Source organism: Salinibacterium amurskyense (genome assembly GCF_002797685.1).
GTDB classification, from domain to species: Bacteria; Actinomycetota; Actinomycetes; order Actinomycetales; family Microbacteriaceae; genus Rhodoglobus; species Rhodoglobus amurskyensis.
Genome location: NZ_PGFH01000001.1, coordinates 745118 through 760730, shown reverse-complemented (window position 1 = coordinate 760730; position 15613 = coordinate 745118). Strand labels below are relative to the sequence as shown.

At 60.9% G+C, this 15613-nt stretch carries 23 protein-coding genes and 1 pseudogene; all 24 read right to left on the bottom strand.

What is annotated here, in order from left to right; genetic code table 11:
* Positions 1 to 65 precede the first annotated feature (65 nt).
* Complete coding sequence (rplO, locus tag CLV85_RS03530; RefSeq protein ID WP_100388205.1) at positions 66 to 713, bottom strand: 50S ribosomal protein L15; 648 nt, start codon at positions 711 to 713, stop codon at positions 66 to 68.
* Positions 713 to 898: a 50S ribosomal protein L30 gene (rpmD, locus tag CLV85_RS03525; RefSeq protein ID WP_009773114.1), complete on the bottom strand. Its 186-nt coding sequence runs from the start codon at positions 896 to 898 to the stop codon at positions 713 to 715. Before rpmD ends, rplO begins: the two co-directional genes overlap by 1 nt.
* Positions 898 to 1623 carry a 30S ribosomal protein S5 gene (gene rpsE / locus CLV85_RS03520; protein ID WP_100388204.1) on the bottom strand — a complete coding sequence of 242 codons (726 nt, stop codon included), beginning with the start codon at positions 1621 to 1623 and terminating at the stop codon, positions 898 to 900. Before rpsE ends, rpmD begins: the two co-directional genes overlap by 1 nt.
* Positions 1620 to 1991, bottom strand: a complete 372-nt coding sequence (gene rplR, locus CLV85_RS03515) for a 50S ribosomal protein L18 (protein ID WP_100388203.1) — start codon at positions 1989 to 1991, stop codon at positions 1620 to 1622. Before rplR ends, rpsE begins: the two co-directional genes overlap by 4 nt.
* A gap of 2 nt (positions 1992 to 1993) precedes the next feature.
* Complete coding sequence (rplF, locus tag CLV85_RS03510) at positions 1994 to 2530, bottom strand: 50S ribosomal protein L6 (protein ID WP_100388202.1); 537 nt, start codon at positions 2528 to 2530, stop codon at positions 1994 to 1996.
* 6 nt (positions 2531 to 2536) lie between these two features.
* On the bottom strand, positions 2537 to 2935 hold the full coding sequence (rpsH, locus tag CLV85_RS03505; RefSeq protein WP_100388201.1) for a 30S ribosomal protein S8: 399 nt from the start codon (positions 2933 to 2935) through the stop codon (positions 2537 to 2539).
* 73 nt (positions 2936 to 3008) lie between these two features.
* Positions 3009 to 3599, bottom strand: a complete 591-nt coding sequence (gene rplE, locus CLV85_RS03500; RefSeq protein WP_100388200.1) for a 50S ribosomal protein L5 — start codon at positions 3597 to 3599, stop codon at positions 3009 to 3011.
* A 95-nt stretch (positions 3600 to 3694) separates the two neighbouring features.
* Positions 3695 to 4030, bottom strand: a pseudogene (rplX, locus tag CLV85_RS03495) (50S ribosomal protein L24); the annotation flags it as partial.
* Positions 4031 to 4032: 2 nt separating this feature from the next.
* Positions 4033 to 4404 (bottom strand): 50S ribosomal protein L14, encoded by a 372-nt coding sequence (gene rplN, locus CLV85_RS03490; RefSeq protein WP_100388198.1) that lies wholly within the window; start codon positions 4402 to 4404, stop codon positions 4033 to 4035.
* Positions 4404 to 4700: a 30S ribosomal protein S17 gene (rpsQ, locus tag CLV85_RS03485; protein WP_100388197.1), complete on the bottom strand. Its 297-nt coding sequence runs from the start codon at positions 4698 to 4700 to the stop codon at positions 4404 to 4406. Before rpsQ ends, rplN begins: the two co-directional genes overlap by 1 nt.
* 2 nt (positions 4701 to 4702) lie before the next feature.
* Positions 4703 to 5035: a 50S ribosomal protein L29 gene (gene rpmC / locus CLV85_RS13585; RefSeq protein ID WP_100388196.1), complete on the bottom strand. Its 333-nt coding sequence runs from the start codon at positions 5033 to 5035 to the stop codon at positions 4703 to 4705.
* Entirely contained in the window at positions 5035 to 5454 is a 420-nt protein-coding gene (gene rplP, locus CLV85_RS03475) for a 50S ribosomal protein L16 (protein WP_009773124.1), read from the bottom strand. Before rplP ends, rpmC begins: the two co-directional genes overlap by 1 nt.
* A 2-nt stretch (positions 5455 to 5456) precedes the next feature.
* On the bottom strand, positions 5457 to 6269 hold the full coding sequence (rpsC, locus tag CLV85_RS03470; protein WP_100388195.1) for a 30S ribosomal protein S3: 813 nt from the start codon (positions 6267 to 6269) through the stop codon (positions 5457 to 5459).
* The gene (rplV, locus tag CLV85_RS03465) at positions 6269 to 6661 is read right to left on the bottom strand and encodes a 50S ribosomal protein L22 (RefSeq protein WP_100388194.1); all 393 of its coding nucleotides are present in this window, start codon (positions 6659 to 6661) and stop codon (positions 6269 to 6271) included. The genes rpsC and rplV overlap by 1 nt, the downstream gene beginning before the upstream one ends.
* Positions 6662 to 6685: 24 nt before the next feature.
* Positions 6686 to 6967: a 30S ribosomal protein S19 gene (rpsS, locus tag CLV85_RS03460; RefSeq protein WP_009773127.1), complete on the bottom strand. Its 282-nt coding sequence runs from the start codon at positions 6965 to 6967 to the stop codon at positions 6686 to 6688.
* A 15-nt stretch (positions 6968 to 6982) separates the two neighbouring features.
* On the bottom strand, positions 6983 to 7822 hold the full coding sequence (gene rplB / locus CLV85_RS03455) for a 50S ribosomal protein L2 (RefSeq protein WP_100388193.1): 840 nt from the start codon (positions 7820 to 7822) through the stop codon (positions 6983 to 6985).
* A 17-nt stretch (positions 7823 to 7839) separates the two neighbouring features.
* Entirely contained in the window at positions 7840 to 8139 is a 300-nt protein-coding gene (gene rplW / locus CLV85_RS03450) for a 50S ribosomal protein L23 (RefSeq protein WP_010203832.1), read from the bottom strand.
* Positions 8136 to 8795, bottom strand: a complete 660-nt coding sequence (rplD, locus tag CLV85_RS03445) for a 50S ribosomal protein L4 (protein WP_100388192.1) — start codon at positions 8793 to 8795, stop codon at positions 8136 to 8138. Before rplD ends, rplW begins: the two co-directional genes overlap by 4 nt.
* 5 nt (positions 8796 to 8800) lie before the next feature.
* Complete coding sequence (gene rplC / locus CLV85_RS03440; RefSeq protein WP_100388191.1) at positions 8801 to 9451, bottom strand: 50S ribosomal protein L3; 651 nt, start codon at positions 9449 to 9451, stop codon at positions 8801 to 8803.
* 40 nt (positions 9452 to 9491) lie between these two features.
* A complete protein-coding gene (gene rpsJ / locus CLV85_RS03435; protein WP_100388190.1) occupies positions 9492 to 9800 on the bottom strand; it encodes a 30S ribosomal protein S10 in 309 nt (102 codons plus the stop codon).
* A 514-nt stretch (positions 9801 to 10314) separates the two neighbouring features.
* Complete coding sequence (gene hutI, locus CLV85_RS03430) at positions 10315 to 11529, bottom strand: imidazolonepropionase (RefSeq protein WP_100388189.1); 1215 nt, start codon at positions 11527 to 11529, stop codon at positions 10315 to 10317.
* Entirely contained in the window at positions 11526 to 12383 is an 858-nt protein-coding gene (locus CLV85_RS03425) for an arginase family protein (RefSeq protein WP_100388188.1), read from the bottom strand. Before CLV85_RS03425 ends, hutI begins: the two co-directional genes overlap by 4 nt.
* Entirely contained in the window at positions 12370 to 14034 is a 1665-nt protein-coding gene (gene hutU / locus CLV85_RS03420; RefSeq protein WP_100388187.1) for a urocanate hydratase, read from the bottom strand. The genes CLV85_RS03425 and hutU overlap by 14 nt, the downstream gene beginning before the upstream one ends.
* An 8-nt stretch (positions 14035 to 14042) precedes the next feature.
* A complete protein-coding gene (gene hutH / locus CLV85_RS03415; RefSeq protein ID WP_100388186.1) occupies positions 14043 to 15587 on the bottom strand; it encodes a histidine ammonia-lyase in 1545 nt (514 codons plus the stop codon).
* Positions 15588 to 15613 lie beyond the last annotated feature (26 nt).

Sequence of the window (15613 nt, the reverse complement as noted above, 5' to 3'; positions counted from 1 at the left end):
ACTCAACCTGCCTGCGTATGTCACCGGTGTGACGTACGCGACACTAACGTTTGTCGTAGTGACAGTTACTGAACCGAACCGCCGGCTGCAACGATCTTCTGCTCGGCAGAGCCGGAGACCTTGTCAACTACAACGTTCAGCTTAACCGTAATATCACCCTGACCAAGAACCTTGACCTTTTCGTTCTTGCGAACGGCGCCCTTCGACACGAGATCTGCGACGGTTACGTCGCCACCCTTGGGGTAAAGTTCCGCGAGCTTCTCAAGGTTTACAACCTGGTACTCAACACGGAACGGGTTCTTGAATCCGCGCAACTTAGGTGCACGCATTACGAAGTTGATGTTTCCACCTTCGAAGCCGAGACGCATGTTGTAACGCGCCTTGGTTCCCTTGGTTCCACGACCCGCAGTCTTACCCTTGGATCCCTCACCACGACCAACACGCATACGGTCCTTCTTGGCACCGGCAGCGGGACGGAGGTGGTGCATTTTCAGAACCTGCGGGCGGCTTGCAACATCGTCGCTCGAGGACTTCTTTGCAGCAGACGCCTTAGCAGCAGTCGACTTCGCAGGAGCCTTCGTGGTGGATGCCTTCGCAGCGGGAGCCTTGTCAGCAGCGGCCTTTGCAGGCGCAGCCTTCTTGGCAGCAGGTGCCTTAGCGGCAGCAGCCTTGGGGGCTGCAGCCTTCTTTGGAGTTTCTTTCTCGTCAGCCATTAGTCAATCTCCTCGACCTTGACAAGGTGAGCGACCGTGTTGACGTACCCACGGTTCTGCGAGTTGTCCTCGCGCACAACCACGGAGCCGATGCGCTTGAGCCCGAGGCTGCGCAGCGTGTCGCGTTGGTTCTGCTTCTCACTAATTTTGGACTTGATCTGGGTTACCTTCAGGCGACCAGCCATCAGACACCTGCCTTAGCTTCAGCCTCAGCGCGCAGCAAGCGAGCCGGGATTACGTGTTCTGCATCGAGACCACGACGAGCAGCAACCGCGCGCGGCTCTTCGAGCTGCTTGAGTGCTTCAACCGTCGCGTGAACGATGTTGATCGTGTTCGAGGAACCGAGCGACTTGCTCAGTACATCGTGGATACCGGCGCACTCGAGCACGGCGCGAACGGGGCCACCAGCGATAACACCGGTACCAGCGGATGCGGGACGCAGCAGGACTACACCTGCAGCTGCCTCGCCCTGGACCGAGTGAGGGATCGTAGCGCCGACGCGAGGAACGCGGAAGAAGTTCTTCTTCGCCTCTTCGACACCCTTGGAGATCGCGAGAGGAACTTCGCGAGCCTTGCCGTATCCAACACCGACCATGCCGTTACCGTCACCGACGACGACGAGAGCGGTGAAGCTAAAGCGACGACCACCCTTGACTACCTTCGATACACGGTTGATGGTGACGACGCGCTCCAGGAACTGGTTCTTGTCGTTGTCGCGGCTGTTGTTTCCGCCACGTCCACCACGGTCTGGTCCACGCTCACGGCCGCCACGACGAGCCTCGCGGGGCTCGCTCGTAACGTCGGTTGCTGGGGCGTCTACGACGACCTCAGGGACGGAGATGGCGCTAGTCGCCTCAGCGGCCACGGCCTGCTCCTTGTTTGTTGTCTTGTTGTCCACGTTGTCGCTCACAGGTTCAATCCACCCTCTCGCGCTCCGTCGGCGATAGCTGCGACGCGACCTGCGTAACGGCTTCCACCACGATCAAATACGACGGCCTCAACACCGGCCTGCTTCGCGCGTTCGGCAACCATTTCGCCGATCTTGCGTGCCTTGGCGGTCTTGTCTCCATCGAACGTACGCATGTCCGACTCCATGGTCGATGCTGAAGCGACGGTTACGCCCTTCGAGTCATCGACAACCTGGACGAATACGTGACGCGCTGAGCGCGTAACCACGAGACGGGGGCGCACCTCGGTGCCCACAACCTTCTTGCGGAGACGTGCGTGACGACGGCCCTTAGCGGCCGACTTGCTCTTACCTCTGGTTCCGAGAGCCATGTCTACTTACCACTCTTTCCGGCCTTGCGACGAACAACTTCGCCGGCGTAGCGCACACCCTTGCCCTTGTAGGGCTCTGGCTTGCGCAATTTACGAATGTTGGCTGCTACTTCGCCAACCGCCTGCTTGTCGATGCCGCTGACAACTAGTTTGTTGTTTCCCTCGACCGCGAAGCTAATGCCTGCGGGCGGGTCAACGGTGATCGAGTGCGAGTACCCGAGAGCAAACTCAACTGAGCTGCCCTTTGCAGTGACACGGTAACCGGTACCAACGACCTCAAGGCCCTTGGTGTAACCGTCGGTAACACCGACGATTTGGTTAGCGATGAGCGTACGAGTCAAGCCGTGAAGCGAACGCGATTCGCGCTCGTCGTCGGGACGGGTTACAAGAACCTGACCCTCTTCGAGTGCTACAGCGATAGGAGCCTTTACGGTGAGCGCAAGCTCACCCTTCGGGCCCTTTACGGTGACGTCTTGGCCGTTGATGGTGATGGTGACACCAGCGGGGACATCAATAGGAAGTCTTCCGATACGTGACATTTTTGGTTACCACACGTAGGCGAGGACTTCCCCACCTACGCCCTTCTGAGTCGCCTCTTTGTCGGTCAGCAGACCAGAGGAGGTGGACAAAATCGCCACACCGAGTCCGCCAAGAACCTTGGGGATTTCGGTCGAGCGAGCGTATACACGAAGACCAGGCTTCGAAACACGCTTGATTCCCTTGATGGAACGCTCGCGGGCGGGTCCGTACTTAAGTTCGATCGTGAGGGTCTGGCCCACACGAGCGTCTTCGTTGCTCCAGCCGAGGATGTATCCCTCAGCCTTGAGCATTTCTGCCAGGCGCGACTTCAGCTTGCTCGAAGGCATTGAAACGCTGTCGTGGTGCGCCGAGTTGGCGTTGCGCAGTCTGGTCAGCATGTCAGCGACCGGATCTGTCATTGTCATTATGTGTTTCCTGTCTCAACTGGTTTCGGCATCCGTTACACGAAGGCCGACCTGGTCGATCGGTGTTACTTGGTTAGTTAGATGCGTTCTCAGCGGAACGGAAGGGGAAGCCCAGTGCCTTCAGCAGTGCGCGACCTTCTTCGTTGTTCTTGCCGGTCGTAACAATCGTGATGTCAAAACCACGAACGCGGTCAATCTTGTCCTGATCGATCTCGTGGAACATGGACTGTTCCGTGAGGCCGAAGGTGTAGTTACCGTTGCCGTCGAACTGCTTGTCCGAGAGGCCGCGGAAGTCGCGGATACGAGGAAGCGCCAACGTGATCAAGCGGTCAAGGAACTCCCAAGCGCGGTCACCACGGAGGGTGACGTGTGCGCCAATGGGCTGTCCTTCACGGAGCTTGAACTGAGCGATCGACTTGCGAGCGCTCGTTACGTAGGGCTTCTGACCGGTGATCGCGGTGAGGTCCTTGACGGCCCCATCGATGATCTTTCCGTCGCGAGCAGCTTCACCAACACCAGTGTTCACGACGACCTTGACGATGCCGGGAATCTGGTTGACGTTGGAGAGACCGAGGTCCTTCTTGAGCTGTTCCGCGAGTTCAGTGCGGTACTTCTGCTTGAGGCGCGGCTGGATTTTGCCAGCAGCAGGTGCAGTCGTCGTCATTAGTCTGCGTCCTTCTCGGTTGCCTTCTCGGCATCCTTCTTCGAAGCCTTCGGCTCAGCCTTAGCGGCCGCCGACTTCTTGGTCTCTACGCGGCGCGACTTCTTGAAGAAGCGCTCGCGCGTGGTCTTGCCACGGTCATCGGTGGTGACGGTGAAGCCAACACGAGCCGGGAGCTTGGTCTCGGGGTCAACGAGAGCGAGGTTGGACACGTGAATCGGTGCCTCCATCGTCTCGATGCCACCGGTCTTGGTTCCACGCTGAGTCTGGCCAACCTTGACGTGCTTGGTGACGAAGTTGACACCCTCCACGACAACGCGGTCTTTGCCAGCGATAACACTGATGACGCGACCCTGCTTGCCGCGGCTTCCGCCACGCTCCTGGGTCGGGCCGCTGATGACCTGTACGAGGTCACCCTTGCGAATCTTTGCCATAACTACAGCACCTCCGGTGCGAGCGAGATGATCTTCATGAACTTCTTGTCACGAAGCTCGCGGCCAACCGGCCCGAAGATGCGGGTACCACGGGGGTCTCCGCCATCGGACTTGAGGATTACAGCCGCGTTCTCATCGAACTTGATGTATGAGCCGTCTGGACGACGAGTCTGCTTGATTACGCGAACGATGACGGCCTTGACGACCTCACCCTTCTTGACGTTTCCGCCAGGAATCGCGTCTTTGACGGTTGCCACAATGACATCGCCGAGACCTGCGTAACGACGGCCTGAGCCACCGAGAACGCGAATCGTGAGGAGCTCCTTGGCGCCGGTGTTATCGGCAACCTTTACTCGGGATTCCTGCTGAAGCATTACTTAGCCTTTTCGAGGATCTCGACCAGACGCCAGCGCTTCGTGGCGCTGAGCGGACGGGTCTCGCTGATTAGAACGGAGTCACCGACGCCGGCCGTGTTGGCCTCGTCGTGAACCTTCACCTTGGAGTTACGGCGAACAACCTTGCCGTACAACGGGTGCTTCACGCGGTCTTCAACGATGACAACGATGGTCTTATCCATCTTGTCGCTCGTTACCAGACCACGGCGGGTCTTGCGGTACCCACGAGCGACCTCGGCGGTCTCCGCGGTCTTCTTGTCTTCAACCTTGGCCATGACTACGCCTCCTTCGTCTCGTCAGTGGCGTCTGCTGCGGGCTCTGCCGCTGCGTCTGCCTTCTTGGTGCTGCGCTTCTTGGTTTCCTTTGCAGGAGCCTCGACAGCAGCAGGGGTTGCACGGATGCCCAGCTCGCGCTCACGGATAACCGTGTAGATGCGAGCGATGTCGCGCTTGACAGCGCGAATACGTCCGTGGCTTTCCAGTTGACCGGTTGCGGCCTGGAAACGAAGGTTGAAGAGTTCTTCCTTCGCCTTCTTCAGCTCGTCAACGAGTCGTTCGTCTTCAAAAGTGTCTAGCTCGACAGGGGCTAGCTCCTTGGATCCGATCGCCATTATGCGTCGCCCTCCTCGCGCTTGATGATGCGTGCCTTGAGGGGCAGCTTGTGAATAGCACGAGTGAGTGCTTCGCGCGCAGTCGTCTCGTCCACACCGCTGAGCTCGAAGAGCACGCGACCTGGCTTGACGTTGGCGACCCACCACTCGGGCGAACCCTTACCGGAACCCATGCGGGTTTCGGCGGGCTTTTTGGTGAGCGGACGGTCGGGGTAGATGTTGATCCACACCTTTCCGCCACGCTTGATGTGACGCGTCATGGCGATACGAGCTGCCTCAATCTGGCGGTTCGTAACGTATGCGGGCGTCAGAGCCTGAATACCGTACTCGCCAAACGACACCGTGGTTCCACCGGTAGCGTGGCCGCTACGGGAGGGGTGGTGCTGCTTGCGGTACTTGACCTTACGGGGAATCAACATTGTTATGCCTCAACTCCTGCTGCAGCCTTAGCTTCTGCCTTGGGGGCTTCAGCCTTGGGTGCGTCAGATTTCGGTGCGGACGACGGTCCACCGCCGGTGCGGCGGCCACGGTCTCCACCATCGCGACGCTCAGGGCGCGACGACTTCTGGTTAGCCTGCTCGCGAGCGAGCTCCTTGTTGGTGATGTCGCCCTTGTAGACCCACACCTTGACACCGATACGACCGAACGTGGTCTTGGCCTCGTAGAAGCCGTAGTCGATGTTTGCGCGCAGCGTGTGCAGCGGAACGCGACCCTCACGGTAGTACTCCGAGCGGCTCATTTCTGCGCCACCCAAACGACCCGAAACCTGGATGCGAACACCCTTGGCGCCGGCGCGCTGAGCACCCTGAAGGCCCTTACGCATTGCACGACGGAAAGCGACACGAGCAGCGAGCTGCTCTGCGATTCCCTGAGCAACGAGCTGAGCTTCAGCCTCGGGGTTCTTGACCTCGAGGATGTTGAGCTGAATCTGCTTGCCGGAGAGCTTTTCGAGCTCTCCACGAATGCGCTCTGCTTCGGCGCCGCGGCGACCAATCACGATACCCGGACGGGCAGTGTGAATGTCTACGCGAACGCGGTCACGGGTGCGCTCGATCTCAATGCGAGCAACGCCTGCACGGTCGAGGTTCGACTTGAGCAGGTTGCGGATTTTTACATCCTCTGCAACGTAGTCGCTGTAACGCTGACCCGGCTTGGTGCTGTCAGAGAACCAACGCGACACGTGGTCGGTGGTGATTCCCAGACGGAAACCGTAGGGGTTTACCTTCTGTCCCATTACTTCTTCCCTGCCTTGTCGGCCTCGGCTTCAACGACGTGGTCTGGCGTGGCCAGCACGACCGTGATGTGGCTTGTGCGCTTCAGGATCTGGAACGCGCGGCCCTGGGCACGCGGCTGGAAACGCTTGAGCGTTGCACCGTCGTCGACATAAGCCTTCGAGATGATCAGATCCTGTTCGTCCAGGAACGTGTTCGAAGCGTCTGCCTTGACTCGCGCATTGGCGATTGCAGATGCAACCAACTTGTAGACCGGCTCGCTCGCGCCCTGAGGTGCGAACTTCAAAATTGCCAGTGCTTCCTGTGCTTGCTTGCCGCGGATCATGTTGATGACGCGACGAGCCTTCATGGGGGTCACGCGGATGTGACGCACGCGTGCGATCGACTCCACCATTTCTCTACCTCCTACACCACCGCGTTAGCGGCGGCGACCCTTCTTGTCATCCTTCACGTGTCCACGGAAGGTACGGGTGGGCGAGAACTCGCCGAGCTTGTGCCCAACCATGGTTTCGGTGATGAACACCGGAATGTGCTTGCGACCATCGTGCACCGCGATCGTGTGACCCAGCATTGCTGGAACGATCATTGAGCGGCGCGACCAGGTCTTGATTACGTTCTTGCTCTTGGCCTCATTCGCCTTGACAACCTTTTGTAGGAGGTGGTCGTCGACGAAGGGGCCCTTCTTCAGACTGCGTGGCATCTTCTGACTCTCCTACTACTTGCGCTTCTTGCCGACATTGCGGCGGCGAACGATGAGCTGGTCACTGGGCAGTTTGCGCTTACGAGTGCGGCCTTCTGCCTGGCCCCAAGGGGAAACGGGGTGACGTCCACCGGACGTCTTACCTTCTCCACCACCGTGAGGGTGGTCGACAGGGTTCATGGCAACACCACGGACGGTCGGGCGAACGCCCTTCCAGCGCATACGGCCGGCCTTACCCCAGTTGATGTTCGACTGCTCGGCGTTGCCGACCTCGCCGATCGTTGCACGGCAACGAACGTCAACGTTGCGGATTTCTCCGGAGGGCAAACGCAGCTGGGCGTAAGGGCCTTCCTTGGCAACGAGTCGAACCGAAGCTCCAGCGGAACGGGCCATCTTGGCGCCGCCACCGGGGCGAAGCTCAATCATGTGGATAACCGTACCGACGGGGATGTTCTTCATCGGGAGGTTGTTACCGGGCTTGATGTCAGCGCCGGCACCCGACTCAACAATGTCGCCCTGCTTGAGCTTGTTGGGAGCAACGATGTAGCGCTTGGTTCCATCAACGAAGTGAAGGAGAGCGATACGTGCGGTGCGGTTGGGGTCGTACTCGATCTCGGCAACGCGGGCGTTTACGCCGTCTTTGTCGCTGCGCTTGAAGTCGATTACGCGGTACTGGCGCTTGTGGCCACCACCAACGTGACGGCTCGTGATGCGACCTGCGTTGTTGCGGCCACCAGTCTTGGGCAGAGGGCGCAGAAGCGACTTCTCTGGCGTCGAGCGGGTGATCTCAGCAAAGTCTGCAACCGAGGAACCACGGCGACCAGGCGTCGTGGGCTTGTACTTGCGAATAGCCATTAGTTTCTCCTTGGTCCTTAACCGACAGCGGTGAAGATGTCGATAGAACCGGACTTGAGCGTGACGATGGCGCGCTTGGTGTCCTTGCGCTTACCCATACCGAAACGAGTGCGACGGGTCTTGCCCGTGCGGTTCAACGTGTTGACCGAGTCGACCTTGACGCTGAAGATCTTCTCAATAGCGAGCTTGATCTCGGTCTTGTTCGCACGGGGGTCAACCTCGAAGGTGTACTTTCCCATGTCGATCAGGTTGTAGCTCTTCTCGGAAACCACGGGAGCGATGATGATGTCGCGTGGGTCCTTGTACGTGACGGTCATGCGCTGACCTCTTCCTTGTTCGAAGACTTGGTGTTGAAGGCAACGAACGCGTCGAAGGCGCCCTTGCTGAACACGATGTCGTCGCTGACGACGACGTCGTAGGCGTTGAGCTGGTCGTATGACAGAACGTGAACGCCGTCGAGGTTACGAATGCTCTTCAAGCTGATCGCATCTTCGCGCTGAAGCACGACGAGAACGTTCTTGCTTGGTGCGATGCTCGTGAGCAACGCGGAGACAGTCTTCGTCGAAGGCTTGTTGTCAACGGCCAGAGCGTCGATGACGTGAATACGCTCGCCGCGAGCCCGGTCAGACAACGTGCCGCGCAGTGCAGCAGCAATCATCTTCTTGGGGGTGCGCTGTGAGTAGTCACGCGGGTGTGGACCGTGAACGATTCCACCACCCTTCATCTGAGGAGCACGGATCGAGCCCTGACGAGCGCGACCGGTTCCCTTCTGCTTGAACGGCTTGCGACCAGCACCCGAAACTTCACCGCGGCGCAGGGTGTTGTGCGTACCCTGACGTGCAGCTGCACGCTGTGCAACTACAACCTGGTGGATGAGGGGAACGTTGGTCTGCACGTCGAAGATCTCGGCGGGAAGTTCGACAGAGTCAACCTTCTTACCCTTGGCGTCGATGACGTCGATGGAGGTAGCCATGTGTACTACGCCCCCTTCACTGCGTTGCGGACGAAGACGATACGGCCGCGAGCACCGGGAACAGCGCCCTTGATGAGCACGAGTCCCTTCTCGAGGTCGATCGAGTGGACGGCGAGGTTCATGACCGTTACACGGTCACCACCCATACGACCGGCCATGCGCATGCCCTTGAAGACACGGCTGGGGGTCGACGAGGCACCAATGGAACCAGGCTTGCGGTGGTTACGGTGTGCACCGTGGCTTGCAGATACACCCTTGAAGTTGTGACGCTTCATAACACCGGCGAAACCCTTACCCTTGCTCGTGCCGACGACGTCGACCTTCGAGCCGGGGGTGAAGATGTCGACTGCCAGCTCCTGGCCAACGGTGTACTCCGCGGCGTCGGGGGTGCGAATCTCGGTGAGGTGACGGCGAGGCGTTACACCTGCCTTGTCGAAGTGACCGGTAAGCGGCTTGTTGACCTTACGAGGGTCAATCTGGCCGTACGCGATCTGGACAGCGCTGTATCCATCAACCTCGGGGCTACGCAGCTGCGTAACAACATTCGGGGTGATTTCGACAACGGTCACGGGAACGAGCTTGTTGTTCTCGTCCCAAACCTGCGTCATGCCGAGCTTCTTGCCCAGCAGACCCTTGGTCGTCTTAGTTGTAGACATTATTTTCCTTATCGGCTCAGTCGCTCAATAACTGCGCGAGCTAAAGCTTGATCTCGATGTTGACGTCGGCCGGCAGGTCGAGACGCATAAGCGAATCCACAGCCTTGGGCGTCGGGTCGATGATGTCGATGAGCCGCTTGTGGGTGCGCTTTTCGAAGTGCTCGCGGCTGTCCTTGTACTTGTGAGGTGAGCGGATAACCGCAACCACGTTCTTCTCAGTGGGCAGCGGCACTGGGCCTACTACCGTGGCACCCGCGCGGGTAACCGTGTCAACGATCTTGCGTGCCGATGAGTCGATGACCTCGTGGTCGTACGACTTGAGTCGGATGCGGATCTTCTGTCCCGCCATGACTGGCTCTCTTCCCTTAGTACTGTTGAGGCACTGCGTGCACCTGGGCTGTTCGACGCCGAATGTTGCCACCCGAAGACGCTCAGCACTTCTGCTTTCGCACCACTATTTATCTGTCAAGTTCTTGCTGTCACTGCTTGTGATACCAACCCGCGAGGCCGCGAGGAGCACATGCTGGCGAGCCCGCACACGCGTCTCCCGCAGCAATAACTCTTTCGAGTGATCATTTGGGGAGTTGGTTAAGCTTGGTTCTTCTCCCCGCGGCCTAGCTGCTACACACTGTGTGATTCACGCTCTGCGTGACCCACACGTTGTGGAACTATGCACTGACTGGGAGTGATCCGCGCGCACATGGCGGCGAAATGTTGAACTAGAAGAGTCTGTCACATCCGGGCATTTGCTGCAACCCGGGCGTGTCGGATTTTCAGGCTACTTCTCGATACCGAAAGTACGGCATCCAGATCAGTCTATTTCAGTACTCCTGGGTGCCGATATGACGGGGTTTAGCCGGCTCTCAGCCCAGCGGCCGCACACGCTCATGAACGCCATCCAGAAAGACGCTGGAGACCAGCGGAACCCCTGGCCGGTACGCGAGATGACGGTAGTGCGGGGCATCCAGAATCTGGGCATGTGCTCGCGCGCCGACCCGCAAATGGCCTACATCATCGCGCTGCAGCGAGCGTGCTCCCCCGAGGGTCGCTGCCGTCACCGCTTCGGCGGACGTCATTCCCATCTCGCGCACCGCCAGTGCGATGCAGAACGGAAGGGAGGACGTGAAGCTGGAGCCGGGATTGCAGTCGCTGGCGAGCGCAACGGCGACTCCCGCGTCGAGCAGGCGCCGGGCATCCACGAACGGATGTTTGGTCGAGAACTCGACGCCGGGCAAGAGGCCGACGCTCGTAGTGCTGGCGGCGAGCGCGTCGACATCGTCGTCGGAGAGATAGGTGCAGTGGTCGACGCTCGCAGCGCCGAGCTCAACCGCGAGCTGCACAGCACCCGACTCCCCCAATTGCGCTCCGTGAAGACGAGCACCCAAGCCGCGGGCCTGGCCTGCCCTGATGATGGAGCGCGTTTCGTCTTCGGTAAAGGCACCGTTGTCGCAGAACACATCGATCCAACGCGAGAACGGGGCGCAGGCTTCGAGCATCTCTCCCCTGACGAGCGAGACGTAGGCGGCGCGATCCTCGGCGTATTCGGCGGGCACGACGTGGGCGCCGAGGAAGGTTGTCTCGCCGGTGAGCGTGGAGGCAAGGCGCAGCATCCGCGCCTCATCATGAACGCTGAGGCCGTAGCCGCTCTTGATCTCGATCGTGGTTGTTCCTTGGCGGCGCATCTCTGCCACGAGCGCCGTAGCGTTTGCGAGCAGTTCGTCGTCGGTTGCCTCCCGCGAAAGCGCAACGGTGCGCCGGATGCCGCCCGCCTCATAGCGCCGACCCGCCATGCGCGCTTCGAACTCCTCCGAGCGGTCGCCCGCGAAGAGAAGGTGGCTGTGGCTATCGACAAAACCTGGCAGCACGCAGCGACCTGCGGCATCCATGTGATCGTCGGCAGCAGGGGCTTGCTCCGTCGAGCCCCACCACGCCACGCGGCCGCCGTCGAAAACAATGGCAGCATTCTCGATTTCGGGCTGCTCGTTGTCGTGAGTCAGAAGGAGCCCGATGTTCGTGATCACGGTGCTGGCGTTCGCGGTGCTCGTGTTCACGGTGCACGTGTTTGCGGCATTCGTCATCGCAGGGCCACTCCGGAGATCGCTTCGAGAACGCAGAGGGCCACGAGGCGCACCGTGCGTTCGTCGGCAGAGTCTGCAGCGGCATCCACTTCGACAAGGTCAATCGAGCAGACGGCTGGATGCGCGGCAGCAATCCGTGCGGCAGCGCGCAGGTCAATCGCCGCAATGCCACCCGGTACTGACGCGGGGCAAGCGGGAGTAACCGCGCGGTCGCAGACATCGACGTCGAGATCGACGTGGATGGGGCCACCAGCGGCACCCGCAATCTTCAGAGCCTGCGCCATGACATCGTCCATCGACCGCGAGCGCAGTTCGTCGCGAGTGATGACGGTGATTCCGGCCTCACGGGCGCGCTCGGCGTAGGCCAGCGAGTTCGCCAGCGGCTCGATACCGATCTGCACCACGCGGTTGCCGTCGAGGCCTGCCTCGAGAAGTCGACGGACGGGCGAACCATTACTCGTTCCGTCGCGTAGGTCGTAGTGGGCATCGAGCGTGATGAGGCCAGCGGTGGCGATCTGTGATCCCCAGCGTCCGAGGGCGGTGGGTACCGTTGCGGCGTTATCGCCACCCAACGCGATAACAAGCTCGGTTCGCAGCTCAGCGACCGCCTCGATCGCATCCGCTTCATTCAAGTCAGGCTCGCGCACATTGCCGGCGTCGACGATCCGCAGATCGGACAGCGCAGCATAACGCCGCAGAGCCTCCCGCACCGCCTGAGGCGTGGTGTGCGCTTGAGTCGGCGAGAGCGACGTACGCGAAGTCGGCATACCGAGGAGCGCGACATCCGCCCATTCATCAGCAACCGGCGCGGGCCAGTCTCCCGCCCGTGGCCACAGCGGATCAGCGCTCAGCATTGTCGCCCTTCGTGAGTGGAGCCTCGTTCATAGGGATGCGAACGCCGAGATCATCAGCGACCTCGATGGCTTCATCGTAGCCAGCATCGACGTGACGGATCACTCCCATCCCGGGATCGTTCGTGAGAACGCGCTCAAGCTTCTGGGCCGCCAACTCGGTTCCGTCAGCGACCGTCACCTGGCCGGCGTGGATCGACCGGCCAATGCCAACGCCGCCACCGTGGTGAATAGAGACCCACGTTGCCCCCGACGAAGTGTTGACCAGCGCGTTGAGCAACGGCCAGTCGGCAATCGCATCCGAACCATCTTTCATCGCTTCGGTCTCGCGGTACGGTGACGCCACCGAGCCGCTATCGAGGTGGTCGCGGCCAATCGCCAGCGGGGCAGCCAACTCGCCCGAGGCGACCATCTCGTTGAACTTGAGGCCAGCCTTGTCGCGTTCGCCATAGCCGAGCCAGCAGATGCGGGCGGGCAGACCCTGGAAGTGCACCCGCTCCCCTGCCAGCTTGATCCAGCGCGCGAGCGATTCGTTCTCGGGGAACAGCTCGAGAATTGCCTTGTCTGTCTTGTGGATGTCGCTGGCCTCGCCACTGAGGGCGGCCCACCGGAACGGCCCCTTACCCTCCGCAAACAGCGGACGGATGTAGGCCGGCACGAACCCCGGAAACGCAAACGCATCCGCGTATCCTGCTGCGCGCGCTTCGGTGCGGATGTTGTTGCCGTAGTCGAAGACCTCGGCACCCTGGCGTTGGAAGCCCACCATCGCTTCGACGTGGATCGCCATTGACTCGCGAGCGCGCTGGGCGAAGTCGGGGTGGCTACGGGCGCTCTCCCAATCGTGGAAGTCAACGCCGAGCGGCAAGTACGCCAGGGGGTCGTGCGCGCTGGTCTGGTCGGTGACGATATCGATCGGGGCGCCCATCGCCAGCAACTCAGGCACGGCTGCAGCTGCGTTGGCAAGGACGCCGATCGACAGCGCCTTCTTCGCGTCACGTGCCGCAACGGCGAGCTCGACGGCGTGCGCCAGCGACTTCGCCTCGACGTCGAGGTAACCGTGATCGATACGACGAGTGATGCGGCTCTGATCAACATCGATGCAGATCGCAACACCGTCGTTCATGGTTACGGCGAGGGGCTGAGCCCCGCCCATGCCTCCGAGGCCGGCTGTGAGGGTGATGGTGCCCGCTAGAGTGCCACCGAATCGTTTCGCCGCGACCGCAGAGAAAGTTTCGTACGTGCCTTGCAGAATGCCCTGCGTACCAATGTAGATCCACGATCCGGCCGTCATTTGGCCGTACATTGTGAGGCCCAACTGCTCGAGCCGACGGAACTCATCCCAGTTCGCCCAGTCACCCACGAGATTGGAGTTGGCGAGCAGCACGCGGGGCGCCCACTCGTGCGTCTGCATCACACCGACGGGCTTGCCCGACTGCACGAGCAGCGTCTCGTCGCCCTTGAGCGTCGTGAGCGAACGCACGATCGCATGGTAGCTGGGCCAGTCGCGGGCAGCCTTGCCCGTGCCGCCATAGACGACGAGATCTTCGGGATGCTCGGCGACCTCCGGGTCGAGGTTGTTCTGCAGCATGCGCAGAGCGCCTTCCTGCTGCCAGCCGAGAGTAGTGAGGGTGGAACCACGCTGTGCCTGAATCATGACTGCTCCTAGTGAAGTTCGGTGACGGAACGTGCTGCTGCAACAAGGGCACCCGACTGCACGAGTTCAACGCTCGCGGCAATGTCGGGGGCAAGGTAACGGTCGGGGCCTGCGCCGGGCACTCGCTCGCGCAGGGTGTCGATTACGGCGGCCGATACCGGGGACGGCTTTTCGCCGCGCATCTCAATGCCGCGTGCGGAGGTCAACAGTTCAATGGCGAGAACGCGCGAGAGACCGTCGATGCTGCGACGAAGCTTGAGGCCGGCACTCCAGCCCATCGAAACGTGATCCTCTTGCATGGCGCTGGTCGGAATCGAGTCGACGGATGCCGGCGCCGCGAGCCGCTTCATCTCACTGACGATGCCCGCCTGGGTGTACTGCGCGATCATGTGACCCGAGTCGACCCCGGGATCCGCAGCAAGGAACGCGTTCAGCCCACCATTGCGGTTGCTGTCGAGGAAGCGGTCGGTGCGACGTTCGCTCATGCTTGCGACGTCGGCCGCCACAATCGCCAGGAAGTCGAGCGCATAGCCCACGGGCGCCCCGTGGAAGTTTCCGTTCGACTCCAAGCGACCATCGAGGGTAACGACAGGATTATCGATTGCGCTCTGCAACTCGCGCTCGGCAACACGTCTCGTGTGATCGACCGTGTCGCGAGCCGCACCGTGCACCTGCGGAGCACAACGCAAGGAATAGGCATCCTGCACTCGGGTGAAACCATTGGTGGCGTGGGCGGCGATCGTTCCCGAATCGCGCAACACTGCGCGCATATTACCGGCGGACACCTGCTGGCCGGGGTGGGGGCGGAGGGCGTGAAGATCTTCGGCGAAGACGCGATCTGTTCCGGCGAGACCCTCGACGCTGAGAGCCGCGGACAGGTCGGCGGTGGTGAGCAACGCGCTCAGATCGGTGATGGCCATCGACAGCATGCCAAGCATCCCATCCGTGCCATTGATAAGCGCCAGCCCCTCCTTTTCGTGCAGCACGACCGGCTCAATACCGGCAGCTTTGAGAGCAGCGGAGGCGGGCATCAACTCCCCGGCGACGCGCACGTCGCCTTCGCCCATGACCGCCAACGCGCAATGCGCCAGCGGAGCAAGGTCGCCCGAGCACCCGAGGCTGCCGTACTCTCCCACGATCGGAGTGATGTCAGCGTTAAGCAGCGCGGCATAGGTCTCGGCGACAACTGGGCGCACTCCGGTACGGCCGGTTGTCATCGTGGAGAGCCGTAAGAGCATGGTCGCCCGCACCACCTCAGCATCGATCTCGGCACCAGAGCTGGCGGCATGGCTGCGCACCAGAGATCGCTGCAATTGCACCCGCTGCTCGAGAGCGATGTGTTTCGTGGCGAGGGCACCGAAACCTGTCGACACCCCGTAGTGAGGCCGAACGTCGTTCGCGAGAGCCTCAATGACGGCGCGCGACGCCTCGATCTCGGCGATAGCTTCGGGCGTGATCGACACGCGCGCATGGTGGCGCGCCACAGCCACGACCTCGGCGATGCTGACGGGGCCAACGCCAAGAGAAACAGTCTGCGGAGTTTCGGGATTCATGATCCCAGTGAACGCTGATCACCCTT

Bases quoted from the DNA above. Each gene is read 5' to 3' on its own strand.
- rplV (WP_100388194.1), bottom strand. From the start codon at position 6,661: ATGGTGGAGTCGATCGCACGCGTGCGTCACATCCGCGTGACCCCCATG.
- rpmC (WP_100388196.1), bottom strand. From the start codon at position 5,035: ATGGCGATCGGATCCAAGGAGCTAGCCCCTGTCGAGCTAGACACTTTT.
- rplE (WP_100388200.1), bottom strand. From the start codon at position 3,599: ATGACGACGACTGCACCTGCTGCTGGCAAAATCCAGCCGCGCCTCAAG.
- CLV85_RS03425 (WP_100388188.1), bottom strand. From the start codon at position 12,383: ATGCTGAGCGCTGATCCGCTGTGGCCACGGGCGGGAGACTGGCCCGCG.
- rplO (WP_100388205.1), bottom strand. From the start codon at position 713: ATGGCTGACGAGAAAGAAACTCCAAAGAAGGCTGCAGCCCCCAAGGCT.
- rpsH (WP_100388201.1), bottom strand. From the start codon at position 2,935: ATGACAATGACAGATCCGGTCGCTGACATGCTGACCAGACTGCGCAAC.
- rplR (WP_100388203.1), bottom strand. From the start codon at position 1,991: ATGGCTCTCGGAACCAGAGGTAAGAGCAAGTCGGCCGCTAAGGGCCGT.
- rplD (WP_100388192.1), bottom strand. From the start codon at position 8,795: ATGGCTACCTCCATCGACGTCATCGACGCCAAGGGTAAGAAGGTTGAC.
- rpmD (WP_009773114.1), bottom strand. From the start codon at position 898: ATGGCTGGTCGCCTGAAGGTAACCCAGATCAAGTCCAAAATTAGTGAG.
- rpsJ (WP_100388190.1), bottom strand. From the start codon at position 9,800: ATGGCGGGACAGAAGATCCGCATCCGACTCAAGTCGTACGACCACGAG.
- rplN (WP_100388198.1), bottom strand. From the start codon at position 4,404: ATGCTTCAGCAGGAATCCCGAGTAAAGGTTGCCGATAACACCGGCGCC.
- hutI (WP_100388189.1), bottom strand. From the start codon at position 11,529: ATGACGAATGCCGCAAACACGTGCACCGTGAACACGAGCACCGCGAAC.
- rplF (WP_100388202.1), bottom strand. From the start codon at position 2,530: ATGTCACGTATCGGAAGACTTCCTATTGATGTCCCCGCTGGTGTCACC.
- rplW (WP_010203832.1), bottom strand. From the start codon at position 8,139: ATGACCGTCACGTACAAGGACCCACGCGACATCATCATCGCTCCCGTG.
- hutH (WP_100388186.1), bottom strand. From the start codon at position 15,587: ATGAATCCCGAAACTCCGCAGACTGTTTCTCTTGGCGTTGGCCCCGTC.
- rpsQ (WP_100388197.1), bottom strand. From the start codon at position 4,700: ATGGCCAAGGTTGAAGACAAGAAGACCGCGGAGACCGCCGAGGTCGCT.
- hutU (WP_100388187.1), bottom strand. From the start codon at position 14,034: ATGATTCAGGCACAGCGTGGTTCCACCCTCACTACTCTCGGCTGGCAG.
- rplB (WP_100388193.1), bottom strand. From the start codon at position 7,822: ATGGCTATTCGCAAGTACAAGCCCACGACGCCTGGTCGCCGTGGTTCC.
- rpsS (WP_009773127.1), bottom strand. From the start codon at position 6,967: ATGCCACGCAGTCTGAAGAAGGGCCCCTTCGTCGACGACCACCTCCTA.
- rplP (WP_009773124.1), bottom strand. From the start codon at position 5,454: ATGTTGATTCCCCGTAAGGTCAAGTACCGCAAGCAGCACCACCCCTCC.
- rplC (WP_100388191.1), bottom strand. From the start codon at position 9,451: ATGTCTACAACTAAGACGACCAAGGGTCTGCTGGGCAAGAAGCTCGGC.
- rpsC (WP_100388195.1), bottom strand. From the start codon at position 6,269: ATGGGACAGAAGGTAAACCCCTACGGTTTCCGTCTGGGAATCACCACC.